This is a genomic window from Terrimonas ferruginea DSM 30193, from assembly GCF_000425585.1.
Taxonomy (GTDB): Bacteria; Bacteroidota; Bacteroidia; order Chitinophagales; family Chitinophagaceae; genus Terrimonas; species Terrimonas ferruginea.
This window is the reverse complement of the sequence record NZ_AUDS01000023.1, coordinates 60,925-74,981: the sequence shown is the minus strand read 5'-3', so window position 1 is coordinate 74,981 and position 14,057 is coordinate 60,925. Positions and strand designations below refer to the sequence as shown.

Annotated in this window: 14 protein-coding genes; 7 read left to right on the top strand and 7 right to left on the bottom strand. The window is 49.2% G+C overall.

The window, feature by feature from the left end; translation table 11 throughout:
* Position 1: 1 nt before the first annotated feature.
* Genes H608_RS0109920 through H608_RS0109905 form a run of 4 tightly spaced genes read right to left on the bottom strand, consistent with a single transcriptional unit; the run spans position 2 to position 4,741 of the window.
* Positions 2 to 1,294, bottom strand: coding sequence for a nucleotide sugar dehydrogenase (locus H608_RS0109920; protein ID WP_028787552.1), 1,293 nt, complete (start codon positions 1,292 to 1,294; stop codon positions 2 to 4).
* A gap of 5 nt (positions 1,295 to 1,299) precedes the next feature.
* Positions 1,300 to 2,277 carry a UDP-glucuronic acid decarboxylase family protein gene (locus tag H608_RS0109915; RefSeq protein WP_028787551.1) on the bottom strand — a complete coding sequence of 326 codons (978 nt, stop codon included), beginning with the start codon at positions 2,275 to 2,277 and terminating at the stop codon, positions 1,300 to 1,302.
* Positions 2,278 to 2,281: 4 nt separating this feature from the next.
* Positions 2,282 to 3,592: a UDP-glucose dehydrogenase family protein gene (locus H608_RS0109910; RefSeq protein ID WP_028787550.1), complete on the bottom strand. Its 1,311-nt coding sequence runs from the start codon at positions 3,590 to 3,592 to the stop codon at positions 2,282 to 2,284.
* A gap of 3 nt (positions 3,593 to 3,595) precedes the next feature.
* On the bottom strand, positions 3,596 to 4,741 hold the full coding sequence (locus H608_RS0109905; RefSeq protein WP_342664849.1) for a DegT/DnrJ/EryC1/StrS family aminotransferase: 1,146 nt from the start codon (positions 4,739 to 4,741) through the stop codon (positions 3,596 to 3,598).
* A 179-nt stretch (positions 4,742 to 4,920) separates the two neighbouring features.
* Between H608_RS0109905 and H608_RS0109900 the strand changes: the two genes are divergently transcribed.
* The gene (locus H608_RS0109900) at positions 4,921 to 6,177 is read left to right on the top strand and encodes a 3-deoxy-D-manno-octulosonic acid transferase (RefSeq protein WP_028787548.1); all 1,257 of its coding nucleotides are present in this window, start codon (positions 4,921 to 4,923) and stop codon (positions 6,175 to 6,177) included.
* Here H608_RS0109900 and H608_RS0109895 read toward each other — a convergent pair.
* Entirely contained in the window at positions 6,150 to 7,070 is a 921-nt protein-coding gene (locus tag H608_RS0109895) for a hypothetical protein (protein ID WP_028787547.1), read from the bottom strand. The two genes, H608_RS0109900 and H608_RS0109895, sit on opposite strands and share 28 nt — an antisense overlap.
* A 93-nt stretch (positions 7,071 to 7,163) precedes the next feature.
* Between H608_RS0109895 and H608_RS0109890 the strand changes: the two genes are divergently transcribed.
* The 5 genes from H608_RS0109890 (at position 7,164) to H608_RS0109870 (ending at position 11,119) form a co-directional block, all read left to right on the top strand.
* Complete coding sequence (locus H608_RS0109890; RefSeq protein ID WP_028787546.1) at positions 7,164 to 7,736, top strand: thymidine kinase; 573 nt, start codon at positions 7,164 to 7,166, stop codon at positions 7,734 to 7,736.
* Positions 7,737 to 7,926: 190 nt separating this feature from the next.
* On the top strand, positions 7,927 to 8,583 hold the full coding sequence (locus H608_RS0109885; protein ID WP_028787545.1) for a heme exporter protein CcmB: 657 nt from the start codon (positions 7,927 to 7,929) through the stop codon (positions 8,581 to 8,583).
* Positions 8,584 to 8,658: 75 nt separating this feature from the next.
* The gene (gene ccsA, locus H608_RS0109880) at positions 8,659 to 9,408 is read left to right on the top strand and encodes a cytochrome c biogenesis protein CcsA (RefSeq protein WP_342664848.1); all 750 of its coding nucleotides are present in this window, start codon (positions 8,659 to 8,661) and stop codon (positions 9,406 to 9,408) included.
* Positions 9,405 to 9,626 (top strand): CcmD family protein, encoded by a 222-nt coding sequence (locus tag H608_RS0109875; RefSeq protein ID WP_028787543.1) that lies wholly within the window; start codon positions 9,405 to 9,407, stop codon positions 9,624 to 9,626. The genes ccsA and H608_RS0109875 overlap by 4 nt, the downstream gene beginning before the upstream one ends.
* A gap of 77 nt (positions 9,627 to 9,703) precedes the next feature.
* Entirely contained in the window at positions 9,704 to 11,119 is a 1,416-nt protein-coding gene (locus H608_RS0109870; RefSeq protein WP_028787542.1) for a Glu/Leu/Phe/Val family dehydrogenase, read from the top strand.
* Between the two features lie 378 nt (positions 11,120 to 11,497).
* On the opposite strand, the gene H608_RS21885 is transcribed toward H608_RS0109870, so the two are convergent.
* Positions 11,498 to 12,109 (bottom strand): IMPACT family protein, encoded by a 612-nt coding sequence (locus H608_RS21885; RefSeq protein WP_038008055.1) that lies wholly within the window; start codon positions 12,107 to 12,109, stop codon positions 11,498 to 11,500.
* Positions 12,106 to 13,170: a bifunctional diaminohydroxyphosphoribosylaminopyrimidine deaminase/5-amino-6-(5-phosphoribosylamino)uracil reductase RibD gene (ribD, locus tag H608_RS0109860; RefSeq protein WP_245565746.1), complete on the bottom strand. Its 1,065-nt coding sequence runs from the start codon at positions 13,168 to 13,170 to the stop codon at positions 12,106 to 12,108. Before ribD ends, H608_RS21885 begins: the two co-directional genes overlap by 4 nt.
* 33 nt (positions 13,171 to 13,203) lie before the next feature.
* Here ribD and prmC point away from each other — a divergent pair, with 33 nt between their 5' ends.
* Positions 13,204 to 14,055, top strand: a complete 852-nt coding sequence (gene prmC / locus H608_RS0109855; protein WP_028787540.1) for a peptide chain release factor N(5)-glutamine methyltransferase — start codon at positions 13,204 to 13,206, stop codon at positions 14,053 to 14,055.
* The last annotated feature ends 2 nt before the right edge of the window (positions 14,056 to 14,057 follow it).

Below are 14,057 nucleotides of genomic sequence, written 5' to 3'. Positions count from 1 at the left end.
TTTATAAACTCCAATATTTGCGGCTGTTGATTTTGCCGCGATAAATTCCTTTCAAGTCTGCGATCAGTGCATGTGCACGCGTGATGCCGGTGAAATAGGCGTCATCCAGTAAACGATAATCGTCATGCGGCACTGTTACGATCACCGCATCATAGTCATCGCCCGTTTCAGTCGAAAGACTGAAGCCATATTCATGCTGCAATTCTTCCGAATCCGCATACGGGTCTTCCACATCCACATTAATGGAGAATGCCTGCAATCCGCGTACCACATCGGCTACTTTTGAATTGCGTACATCGCTTACATTTTCCTTAAACGTAGCTCCTTTTACGAGTACACGTGCCGAACGTACATCGCCGGTATGCTTTATAATATGTTGCACCACTTTCTCGGCCACGTATTTAGCCATGTTATCATTGATGGTACGTCCTGCAAGAATCACCTGCGACTTATAACCGATCTCGTTGGCTTTGTGTGTGAGATAATACGGATCCACACCAATGCAGTGGCCACCTACAAGCCCCGGCTGAAACTTCAGAAAGTTCCATTTGGTGCCAGCAGCTTCCAGCACTTCATACGTGTTGATGTTCATTTTATCAAAAATGATAGACAGTTCGTTCATCAGCGCGATATTGAGATCGCGTTGCGTGTTTTCAATAATCTTGGCAGCTTCAGCTACCTTGATCGTCGATGCTCTGTGAACCCCCGCCGTTACCACCAGTTCATATACTTTCGCGATCGTATCCAGCGATTCGGCATCACAACCGGAAACGACTTTTACGATCGATGCAAGGGTGTGATGTTTATCGCCCGGGTTGATACGCTCGGGTGAATACCCTATTTTAAAGTCTTCCTTATGCTTAAGGCCGGATAATTTTTCAATGATCGGAAGGCAGTCTTCCTCAGTGCAACCAGGATATACGGTTGATTCAAATACGACATAGTCTCCTTTTTTGATCACCTTGCCGATGGTTTCAGATGCACGTTGTACCGGCACCAGATCGGGCACGTTGTGTTCGTCTACAGGTGTTGGAACAGCTACGATATAGAATGTTGCTTCTTTCAGCACCTCCAGCGAATCGGTGAAGGTAATATCGCAACCTTCAAATGCTTCTTTGGGTAATTCATTACTCGGATCAATCCCCTGCTTCATCATCTCTACACGTTTGGGATTGATATCAAAGCCTATCACAGACAGTTTGCGTGCAAATTCCAGCGCAATGGGCAGTCCAACATACCCAAGGCCGATCACAGCCAGTTTGTTTTGTTTATTGATCAGGTCGATATAACTCATCTTGTTTAGTTGAAAACTTTAGGCTGAAGATACAGTGCTTCAGCGGGTAGACTTTTAAAATAATTATAGGTGATCCGGACGCCTTCTTTTCTGTCAATCTTTGGTTCCCACCCGAGCAGTTGTTTTGCTTTGTTGATATCCGGCTGGCGTTGCTTCGGATCGTCGACAGGCAGCGGTTTGAATACGATTTCGGATCTCTCACCGGATAGTTGTCGTATCTCTTTGGCAAAATCGAGCAGCGATATTTCATCGGGGTTGCCGATATTCACGGGCATGGCATAATCGGAATGCAGCAACCGGTAAATCCCTTCCACCAGGTCATCTACAAAACAGAAACTACGTGTTTGCGAGCCATCGCCGAATACGGTGATGTTTTCGCCACGCAGCACCTGACCGACAAACGCAGGCATTACACGTCCGTCATTCAGCCGCATCCGCGGACCATAGGTATTGAAGATTCGCGCGATGCGCGTTGCCACACCATGAAAATTATGATACGCCATAGTGATCGACTCCATGTATCTTTTGGCTTCGTCATACACACCTCTTGGGCCTACGGGATTTACATTTCCCCAGTATTCTTCGGTTTGCGGATGCACAAGCGGATCGCCATATACTTCACTGCTTGACGCCACCAGCATACGTGCTTTTTTAGCTTTGGCCAATCCCAGGCAGTTCATGGTCCCCATCGCTCCAACCTTGAGGGTCTGGATCGGAATTTTTACATAATCGATAGGGCTTGCCGGCGAAGCGAAATGCAGGATATAATCCAGTTCGCCGGAGATATGAATAAACTTGGATACGTCGTGGTGATGAAACTCGAAATGCTCCAATTGAAAAAGATGCTCAATATTCTGCAGGTTGCCGGTGATGAGGTTGTCGATGCCAATAACATGACACCCTTCACGGATGAAACGGTCACAAAGATGTGATCCGAGAAATCCGGCAGCTCCTGTAATAAGCACCCTTTTCTTTTGTGCCATAGCTTTATTTTACAGCGGGCCGTCCGATACTGAAATAAGAGAATCCTTTCTCGGCGAGTTTTTTTACATCAAAAAGATTTCGTCCGTCAAAAATCACTGGTTGTTTGAGCGCCGCCTTGATGCGGTCGAAGTCCGGCGTGCGGAATTCATTCCATTCCGTTGCGATCAACAAACCATCGGCTTGTTCCAACGCTTCATACGGGCTGGCCGCATACTGCACCTTATCTCCCAGCAGACGTTTTACATTGATCATGGCTTCGGGATCGTATACTGTTACCGATGCACCTTCCGCCTGCAACGCTTCGATCATGCTCAGTGCCGGTGCTTCGCGGATATCGTCGGTATTGGGTTTAAAAGCAAGTCCCCACAGTGCAAAGGTTTTTCCTTTCAGATCACCTTTATAATATTCCCTGATTGCCGGCATGAGGTGCAGCTTCTGCGCTTTGTTTACATCCATTACCGCATTCAGGATGCGGAAATCATACGACAGATCACGGGAGGATTTTACCAGCGCCTGTACATCTTTCGGGAAACAGCTTCCGCCGTATCCGATACCTGGAAACAGGAAGCGCTTACCAATGCGATCATCGGCTCCCATACCAATACGTACCATGTCCACGTCGGCATCCATCTTTTCGCACAACCGCGCGATCTCATTCATGAAAGAGATCTTGGTGGCGAGAAAGGAATTAGCGGCATATTTTGTCAACTCGGCCGAACGTTCATCCATAAAAATAACCGGGTTGCCCTGGCGAACGAACGGCGCATATATTTCTCCCATTACCTTGCGGGCTCTTTCGGATGTAGTGCCTATTACCACGCGATCGGGCTTCATGAAGTCATCGACGGCCACACCTTCCCGCAGGAATTCGGGGTTGCTTACCACATCGAATTCTCCTTTATAGTGCTTCGCAATTTCTTCACGCACGAGATCGGCCGTACCTACTGGTACGGTACTTTTATCAACGATCACTTTGTATTCGGTCAGCAACTGGCCAAGTTGCCTGGCCACGCCTATTATATAACGCAGATCGGCTGACCCGTCTTCATCCGGAGGTGTTGGTAAAGCCAGGAAGATGATTTCAGCACCCTGAATACCTTCTTCCAGTGCTGTGGTAAAACGAAGTCTGCCTTCGCGCACGTTGCGGAGGAATAATTTTTCGAGACCGGGTTCGTATATCGTGATCTGTCCGGCAGACAGCTTTTGTACTTTTTCCTGATCGATATCGATACAGGTTACGTCATTGCCTGCTTCTGAAAAGCAGGTACCTGACACAAGCCCTACATAGCCGGTACCGACTACAGCAATTTTCATGAATTAGTTATTTAAAAATTTAAGGACATGTGAAGTGATATAGTCCAGTTGCTCGCCATCCATTTCCGTATGAACGGGCAAAGAGATCACGCGCTCGGTGAGCCAGTCCGTCACCGGCAATTCCGTTGCCGCCACATCAAAATGTTCGAACATTTTCTGGCGGTGTCCGGGCACAGGGTAATAGATCATCGAAGGAATATTGGCGGCGGCCAGGTGTTGCTGCAGCGCATCGCGGCTTGGGCCGTCAAGTACCATGGTGTATTGATGAAATACATGCGTGGACCACGGTGCCCTGTACGGGGTGATCACACCGGGTATGCCGGCGAATGAGTTATCGTAACGGTCAGCCACCGCCTTGCGGGCCTGGTTATAATCGGTCAGGTTGCGCAGTTTGATGTTCAGGATTGCTGCCTGGATCGAATCCAGCCGGCTGTTACAACCGACGATATCGTGATAATACCGGCGGCTTTGACCGTGATTGGCTACAGAACGCAGTTTAACGGCCAGGTCATCGTCGTTGGTAAAAATGGCACCGCCGTCGCCGAAAGCACCGAGATTTTTGGAAGGATAAAATGAAGTAGCCGCCACATGACCGATGCTGCCGGCTTTCTTTACAGTGCCATCACTGAATGTATATTCCGCACCAATTGCCTGCGCATTGTCTTCAATCACAAACAGGTTGTGCCTGCGCGCAATCGCCATGATCTGTTCCATCGGCGCCACCTGACCATACAGGTGAACCGGTACAATAGCTTTGGTGCGTGGCGTAATAGCTTTTTCCAACTGCAAAGGATCCATGCAATAGGTCTGCTTGTCTACCTCTACAAAAACCGGCTTAAGTTGCAAAAGCGCAATAACCTCCGTAGTAGCGATGAACGTAAAAGAGGGAGTGATTACTTCGTCACCGGGTTGAAGCCCGAGTGCCATCATGGCAATCTGGAGGGCATCGGTGCCGTTGGCACAGGGAATGGTATGTTTAACACCAAGAAATGAAGAAAGGTTATCCGCAAACTCCTGTACGTCTTTACCGTTGATAAAGGCGCTGCTGTCCATCACCCGCAATACTGCCTCGTCTACTTCCTGTTTGATTTTATGATACTGGGATTTTGTATCAACCATCTGAATGGGGCGCATAATAGGTTGCTCCATGTTTTAGCCGGTCCGCGCTGCAATACACTCTCCTCCCGGCGCATAAAGTGGCGCAAAAATAGTAAAATAAATACAGGTAAAGGCGGGCCGGTACCGTTCATTAAGGCTTCTTATTCAGGAAATTTGACAACAAAAGCCGCCGGACCATTACTTTTGTCAAACGCTATAAATCAACCGGCTTGGGTATTATTTTTTATCAGTTGTTCCTCTGGCTGTTCGCTGCGGGGGTGAGAGTGGCCTCTCTTTTCAATACAAAGGCCCGTCTTTGGGTCCGCGGACGGAAAGACCTCCTGCAAAAAATCCGCGAATCCTGCGCCGGCTATTCCGGCCCCGGGACCATCTGGATGCACTGCGCCTCGCTGGGCGAATTTGAACAGGGCCGTCCCGTGCTGGAGCAATTACGCATCGCACATCCGGGCTACCGGCTGGTGCTCACCTTTTTCTCTCCCTCCGGGTATGAAGTCCGGAAGAATTACACAGGTGCCGACCATGTTTTTTATCTCCCGGCCGACAGTCCGGCTCATGCCCGTGCGCTGCTGGATAGCATCAATCCTTCGCTGGTCATTTTTGTAAAATATGAGTTCTGGTATTATTACCTGGGCCAGATCGCGAAGCGCAGGATTCCGCTACTGCTGATCTCGGCCATTTTCCGGCCGGGTCAACCATTTTTCAACTGGTGGGGCGGCCTGCACCGGCGTATGCTGCAATGTTTTACGCACCTGTTTGTACAAGATGCCGCGTCTGCAGAGCTGCTGAAAAATATTGTTCCCGCAGACCGGATCAGTGTGGCGGGAGATACACGGTTCGACCGGGTGGCGGCCATTGCGGCAGATGCCGCTCCGGTACCGGTCGTCGCGGCTTTCTGTGGCGAAAGTCCTGTACTGGTGGCTGGCAGTACCTGGCCTGAAGACGAGCAACATCTGCAAACAGCGCTGCAGCAACATCCACAGCTAAAATACGTAATCGCGCCGCACGAGATCGGCGCGGCACATATCGAACAGGTACTGCAGCTCTTTCCCGGGGCCGTGCGTTATTCCGTTGCGGAAAAAGAAGGTGTTCCTGCCAATGCGCGCGTAATGATCATCGATAATATAGGTATGTTGTCGCGTCTTTATCAATATGGTCGTTATGCTTATATCGGCGGTGGATTTGGTAAAGGCATCCATAATATCCTGGAAGCGGCTGTATACGGCATCCCTGTTTTCTACGGGCCCGCCTTTGAAAAGTTCCGTGAAGCACGCGAATTGCGGGATACGGGCGCGGGCATTCCTTTAGCCAACGGAACAGCCTTGAGTGAGCAACTCGATATACTGGAGAGCAATACTGCGCTGTATGCACAACTCTGTCACAAAGCAGGCACCTATGTAAGGGAAAATAAAGGAGCAACAGGCATGATCCTGTCTTTCATTCAGGCAAAACGTCTTTTAACCAACTGATCGAATACAGCTACTACCTCGCTGTCGATATCCCATCCCAGTTTTACTTTCAGTTCCCGCGAGATCCAGTACTCGGCTTCGGGATAAATATTGAAGTTATTGATGGTTTTGATGCTGCGTTCGTACATCACTTCATCGCCGCGGAACAATTCATTAATGAACCGGAAGCGGTCGTTGATGCCGATGGCTTTGCGCAGGTCTTTGATGGGTGAACCTTGCAAACGTTGTTGCAGTTCATCGCCGCTTTGTCTCAGGCGGTCGTTGAGGGATCCGTCGTTGGCGGCTGTTGCAGCCGGACGCTCGGGTTGTGCCGGTGTTTGTACCTGTTGGGAAAGTGTAGGAATTTCGGTCAGCGGATCGAAGCCGGGCGGTTTAGGGGCGGTAGTGCTTTTGGGCGCAGGTGCCACAGGAGGTTGTTCCGGCTCGGGTTCTTCTTCAGCAGTATTATCTTCTTCTAAGGTGAAATAGATTTTTTCTTCAGGTTCGGGCTGTGGCACAGGTTCCGGCTCAGGTTGCCATTCGGGCTGAGGCGGAGGTTTGAGCTGATGTACCGGTTGAGGAGCAGGGGTTGGTTGAGGTTTGGGCTCAGGGGCGGCTTCTACCGGAACGGCCGCCGGCTTGGGCGGTGCTGCGGGCTGTTCCTGTATCACCGGCTGTTGTTGTACTGCCGGTTGCTCCTGCGGACGCGGAGCATATTTATCATAATTCGAAGGAAAAACAGTTGAGTTAGGTACGACTACGGATACTTTCGAAGTACCCAGATTTTTATTGTTGCCGATGAGTTGTATCAACTCCTGTTGAAGAAGTTGAACAGTCACCAATAACTGCCGTGGGTCTGCCTGACGATCTGCTTGTTCTTTTAATTTATTAACCAGGTTCTCTATTCGCTCCATTATGCTACTTTTGGCAAGTTTTAAAAGTTGCTTAAAATTACAAACACTTTGCCAATATAAAGGCGAAGCAGATGGAAATTAAAAATCTTAACAATGTTTATTGAGCCCAATATCAGGGGTGAGCGAAGAGGGTGGATCGAGGTAATTTGCGGATCTATGTTCAGTGGTAAAACCGAAGAGCTGATCCGTCGTCTCAAACGTGTGCATATTGCCAACCTTAAAGTAGAGATCTTCAAACCCGCTATTGACACGCGTTACGACGAAACGAACATTGTTTCTCACGACACGAATGCGATAATGTCCACGCCGATCGATAATTCGCAGAAGATATTGTTGATGGCGCAGGATGTGGATGTAATAGGCATAGATGAAGCACAATTTTTTGATGAAGAATTGCCGAATGTTTGCGACGAGCTGGCTTATCGCGGCATCCGTGTGATCGTGGCAGGTCTGGATATGGATTATCTGGGTAAGCCCTTCGGGCAAATGCCGTTCATTATGGCAAAAGCTGATTATGTGACCAAGTTGCATGCGATCTGCGTGAAGTGCGGGCATATTGCCAACTATTCGTACCGCAAAATTCCCAATGAAGACCAGGTGATGCTGGGTGCGACGGATGTGTATGAGCCGAGATGCAGGAACTGCTATAATGAGAGTGAATCGTGAATGGTGAATAGTCAATGGTGAATCGTGAATCGTCAATCGTGAATCGTCAATCGTGAATCGTCAATCGTGAATCGTGAATCGTGAATGCCTTGGTTCGTGTTTACACGAACCAAGGTTGTTGGACGACCGTACATTTTCTGTCTTACAGGCTCTGTTCTACTTAAAACTTATAACTTAATACTTACAACTCATAACTTCCCTCCGCCATATATGGACCCTTTTCCGCAAGGACCTCCTGCTCGAAGTGCGGCAGCAATATAGCTTCTATGGTATACTATTGTATATCGGCGCTACCATTTTCGTGCTGTTCCTGGCTATCCAGGAGCCGGAAGGCAAAGTGTGGAACGGGTTATTCTGGACCATCCAGTTATTTGTTTGTATCAATGCGGTGGCCAAAAGCTTTTTGCAGGAAAGCCGGCAGCGGATGCTTTATTTCTATTCCATTGCCTCACCGGCTGACTTTGTATTGGCCAAACTGTTGTTCAATGCCCTGCTGATGCTGGCCATGAGCCTCACGGCCCTGCTGCTGTTCCGGCTTTTTCTCGGCAACCCGATCGAACGGGTATGGGCATTTACCGGACTGGTATTGCTGGGCGGGCTGAGCCTGAGCCTGGTATTCACTTTCCTGGCAGCCATAGCGGCCAAGGCCCAGCAAAATGCCGCAATCATGGCTATCCTCGGTTTCCCCCTCATCGTGCCCCAATTGCTGGTGCTCATGAAGTTGTCCAACGCCGCTTTCAATCCTATCTTAACCATGCATACCTCCCACGTGCTGCTGCTGCTGGCGCTGGATGCCATGATCATATTACTGGCCGTTATCCTCTTTCCGTTTCTCTGGAAAGACTGAACCGTCTGTTAAAGCCGGAACTTTTCTTTCTTAAAACGGAAAATTTGCGGTGTATTAGCGGTCCCCACCTTAATTTTGCACCACTTTCATAATTACCACCTAATTCAGAATATGGCAACTGCAAAAAATAAAAAGAACCGGTACTGGTGGAAAGTACTTTGTGTGGTGCTGCTGGTGTATGCCGTTGCAGGTGGATTGCTGGTGAAGATCCCCGACCTGCCGGCACTGGAAGAAACAAGCCGCAATCTTTTTTATCACGTAGCCATGTGGATGGCCATGATGACGCTCTTCACCGTTTCGGTGGTGAACTCCATCCGCTATCTGCGTACGTTCAACCTTAAATATGATATCTACGCCAAGCAATATGCCAACGTGGGTATCCTTTTCGGCCTGCTGGGTTATGGCACCGGAGCTATCTGGATGAGCTATACCTGGGCCGATCCCAACAACCCTACTTTCGATTCATTTGAATCAGTAGCGCGTGAACCCAAACTGATCGGTGCCGCCACTGCCCTGCTCATCTATGCTGCTTATCTCGTATTGCGTGACTCGATCACGGATATGGATAAAAGAGCACGTACCGCCGCCGTATACAACATCTTTGCCTTCGCCATGCTGTTTCCCACTATCTGGATCGTGCCGCGGCTGCTTCCCAGCCTCCACCCCGGACAAGACGGAAACCCGGCGATGAATTTCAAAGATGTAAGTTCGGATATGAGAAAAGTGCAATTGCCCGCTTATATCGGCTGGACGCTGCTCGGCGTATGGATCACTACGCTGAAGATCCGCTACAATTTGCTGAAAGAAAAAAACATGCTGTCATGAAAAGTCTTCGTTATCTCCTGCTGTTCGTATCAATGATTATTACTATGGCAGTGCAGGCCCAGAATGGCCCGAATGAAAGCCTGATGCGCAGCAGTGGCCGGATCTACGTTGTCATTGCCGTACTCCTGACCATACTCGCCGGACTGATCCTATATATCATAGGAATCGACAGACGTTTGTCGCGTCTCGAAAAAGAGAACGCAACGGAAAAAGCTTAAACAAATTATAACGACCGGTTGTAATTACTTCCATTAATTTTGCTCATTGCTTGCATTAGAAAAATAAATTTAAAACCATGTCAGAGCACTACAGTTTTTTTGGGGCCGTAGAAAAAAGTTTCGATAAGGCCGCAAAATTCACCAAATGGGATCCGGGTATTCTTGAACAAATCAAAGCCTGTAACGCAGTATACCGTATGCGTTTCCCGATCAAAAAAGACAACGGTAGCATCGAGGTAATTGAAGCTTACCGCGTTCAACACTCGCATCATAAAACGCCCTGTAAAGGTGGTATCCGTTTCGCTGCCGAGGTTAACCAGGACGAAGTAATGGCCCTGGCTGCCCTCATGACCTACAAATGTGCGATCGTAAACGTACCTTTTGGTGGTGGCAAAGGCGGTATCAAGATCGATCCCCGCAAGTACTCTGCCTACGAACTCGAAAAGATCACCCGTCGTTATACATCTGAACTGATCAAGAAAAAATTCATCGGACCCGGCACCGACGTCCCCGCTCCCGACTACGGAACAGGCGAACGCGAAATGGGCTGGATCCTCGATACCTATACTGCCATGAACCCCGGAGAGATCGATGCTGCCGGTTGCGTAACCGGTAAGCCCGTATCGCAAGGTGGTGTGCGCGGCCGCCGCGAAGCTACCGGCCTTGGTGTGTTCTTCGGCCTGCGTGAAGTTTGTAACATCCCCGATGTGATGGAAAAACTCGCACTGCCCGTTGGCGTGGAAGGCAAGCGCGTAGTAGTACAGGGCCTGGGTAACGTAGGTTATCATAGCGCCAAATTCTTCCAGAATGCCGGCGCGAAAGTGATCGGCCTGGCTGAATTCGAAGGATCTATTTACAACGAAGAAGGACTTGATATCGATGCTGTGTTCACACACCGCAAGACCACCGGTTCTATCCTGAATTTCCCCGGTGCCAAAAACCTCGAGACCAATACCGCTGCACTGGAACTGGATTGCGACATCCTGATCCCTGCCGCACTGGAGAACGTGATCAATGGCGAAAATGCTCCACGCGTTAAAGCCAAGATCATCGGCGAAGCTGCTAACGGCCCGCTGACTCCTGAAGCGGATGAAATCTTCGCGAAAAAAGGAATACTGGTTGTACCCGACATGTACCTCAATGCAGGCGGTGTAACCGTATCTTATTTTGAATGGCTGAAAAACCTGAGCCACGTTCGTTATGGCCGTATGGAAAAGCGTTTCAATGAAAACATGAACACGCATATCCTGAACCAGATCGAAAGTCTCACCGGTAAAAAAGTATCTGATAAAGAGAAGGGCTATATTCAGCACGGTGCAGATGAAGTTGACCTTGTATACAGCGGTCTGGAAGAAACCATGATCACTGCTACACATGAGATCATGAATGAATGGAAAGCCAATCCCGCTATTCCGGACATGCGCACAGCAGCCTATGTAGTTGCCGTAAACAAGGTAGCGACCAGCTATGCAGAGCTCGGCATCTTCCCTTAATTCAAAAGGAATCCATAAAAAAAAGCGTACGAATCGTACGCTTTTTTTTATGCAATAAGTCAATAAGTGAATAGGTGAATATATTTACGGCAGTTGGCTCCTGTATACGAACCACGGTGTGGATGCGCAAATATTCGCCACTCACCTATTCACTATTGACGATTGACGATTGACGATTGACGCGCCTTCGAGAACCTCAGGCAGCGCAAATATTCGCCACTCACCATTCACCATTCACTATTGACGATTGACGATTGACGATTTACGCGCCTTCGAGAACCTCAGGCTGCGCAAATATTCGCCACTCACCTATTCACTGCTTGCCTTATTCACCATTCACTATTCACTATTCACGATTGACGATTGACGATTGACGATTCACTTATTCACCACCTTCTCCGGCACCACATCCCTCAAATCCTTGAAACGAAACAAGGTTTCCTGTAAACGATTACGGGGAATGCCGATATCCATCGAACAGAATAATTGCATTTCCTGGCGAAGGACTGTGCAATCGAACTGTTTCACCACCATCATCACTTCATTCATCTGGGTATAATCAAATTGCAGGCGGTAAATTTCCAGTACGGGTTTTTGTACCAAAGGTGTTACCTGCAAAGCCAATGTAGCTGCGGTTTTATACGCATTGATCAATCCGGGTACACCCAACAGTGTGCCGCCGAAATAACGCACCACCACGATCAATACATTCGTCACCTGCTTGCTGTCGAGCTGCCCGAGTATCGGGCGGCCTGCACTTCCGGAAGGTTCACCATCATCACTTACGCGATGGGTATTGCCATCCAGACCAATGCGGTAAGCAAAGCAATGATGCGACGCTTTGCCGTGTTCCTTTTTTACTTCCGCAAGACGCGCTTTGAACTCCTCGATACTGTTGATCGGAAAAGCATAAGCAACGAAGCGGCTTCCACGGTCTTTGAATTCGGCAACAGAAGGTTTTTCGATCGTAAAATAATAATCAGGCGTCATGCTGTGTTGGTGGTGGTCTGCGGACGATAGATGCGTATCACATCATCATCCATGGTTATTTCTTCCGCAAGGCTGCACGCAGGCAGTTCCGGTGCGGATATATCTCCGGCAATCAGCCGCTTATTTTCTATTATCCTTATTTCATCCCAGCAGCCGGCTTCGATAAAAGTAGTGAGCGTTTGCAATCCGCCTTCGATCAATATGCTTTGCACCAGCGCCTGGTGCAAGGTATTCAATACGCGCTCCGCGAAATTTTCCCCGGCTGCCAATTGCAAATAACCTGGTTCTCCTTCGGACGAGCGGATATCATTCAGCACGATCGTGCGCACCGAACCATCAAATAACTGCAAACCGGCATCGAGTCTCAATTGCCGGTCCAGCACTACCCTGATGGGTGATGGTCCGGGCCAAAGCCTCGTAGTCAGAGCGGGGTTATCCACTGCGGCGGTTTGCGTGCCAACAAGAATGGATGCTTCTTCGGATCGCCATTTGTGCACGAGACGGTTACTCATTTCGCCGCTTATCAGTAATCGTCCTGCTGTTGCACCTATTTTTTTATTGGCCGTCTGCGCCCATTTGAGGATCACGTAAGGCCGTTGTCGACTGTGGTAAGTAAAGAAACGGCGGTTCAATTCCCGGCATTCTTTTTCCAATATACCCAGCGTAACCTCAATGCCGGCCGCTTTCAATTTGTCAATGCCTTTACCATTTACTTCCTCAAATGAATCACGGCAGCCGATAACCACCTTCGGGATATTGTAACGGATGATCAGGTCTGCGCAGGGAGGTGTTTTACCAAAATGCGCGCAGGGTTCCAGGCTTACATACATTACGGATGCGGAGATCAGCGATTCATCCCCGGGTTTTACCGAAGCAATGCAATTGACTTCGGCATGGCCCTGCCCATAGCGTTGATGATATCCCTCCCCGATAATCCGGTTGTTGTGTACGAGCACGGCTCCTACCATCGGGTTGGGCGCCACTTTTCCGGCACCCAACGCCGCCAGTTGCAGGCAGCGGTACATCCAATGCTCATCGGTATGTTCGGGGAACTTGTTCACGAGCAGCAAAAGTAAATGAATTAAGTTTGTCCCATGACGTTACAGGACGCAGGTGCATGGATTATACAACGTTTGACCCCTGTTTTTGGCGAAGACGAGGCGCGGGCGATCAGCCGGTGGCTGCTTGAATATTTTTCTTCCGACCGGAAAATGCCGGCATCGCTGTACCGCAACCGCGATCTGCCGCAAGAAGCAGAGGCCCTTCTGCCCGGTTACCTGGCGCGGCTGGAACAGCACGAACCGTTGCAATATGTACTGGGCGAAGCCTGGTTCTGCGGTCTGCGCTTTACCGCCGACAAACGCGCGCTCATTCCCCGGCCGGAAACGGAAGAATTGGTGGAATGGATCATCAGTGAACAAAAATTCCCACTCAGCAACCGCAGCGTGCTGGACATCGGCACAGGTACAGGATGTATTCCTATTACATTGAAGCGGAGACTGCAACCTTTTACCGTCACAGGTATCGATGTAAGTAAAGACGCATTGGATCTCGCCCGGCAAAATGCGCAGCAATTGGGTGTGGAAGTAAACTTTCAGCAGATCGATATATTGGACGAAAGCCAGTGGTCTTTATTACTGCCGGTTGATATTGTTGTCAGCAATCCGCCTTATATACCAGCTGCAGAAATAAAGAATATGAATGCAGAAGTGACGGGGTTTGAACCGCACCTGGCCTTGTTTGTGCCGGATACTGATCCTTTATTGTTTTACCGGAAAATAGCACAGTTGGGTCTACGCCTTTTAAAGCCGCAGGGAGAAATCTATCTCGAATTGCATCACGACGGTGCAGCCGGGACAACAAAACTTTTCCGCGAAGCGGGATACAAAACCCTTATCCGCCCGGATATGCAGGGAAAAGAGCGAATGCTGAAAGCCTGGAAATAATC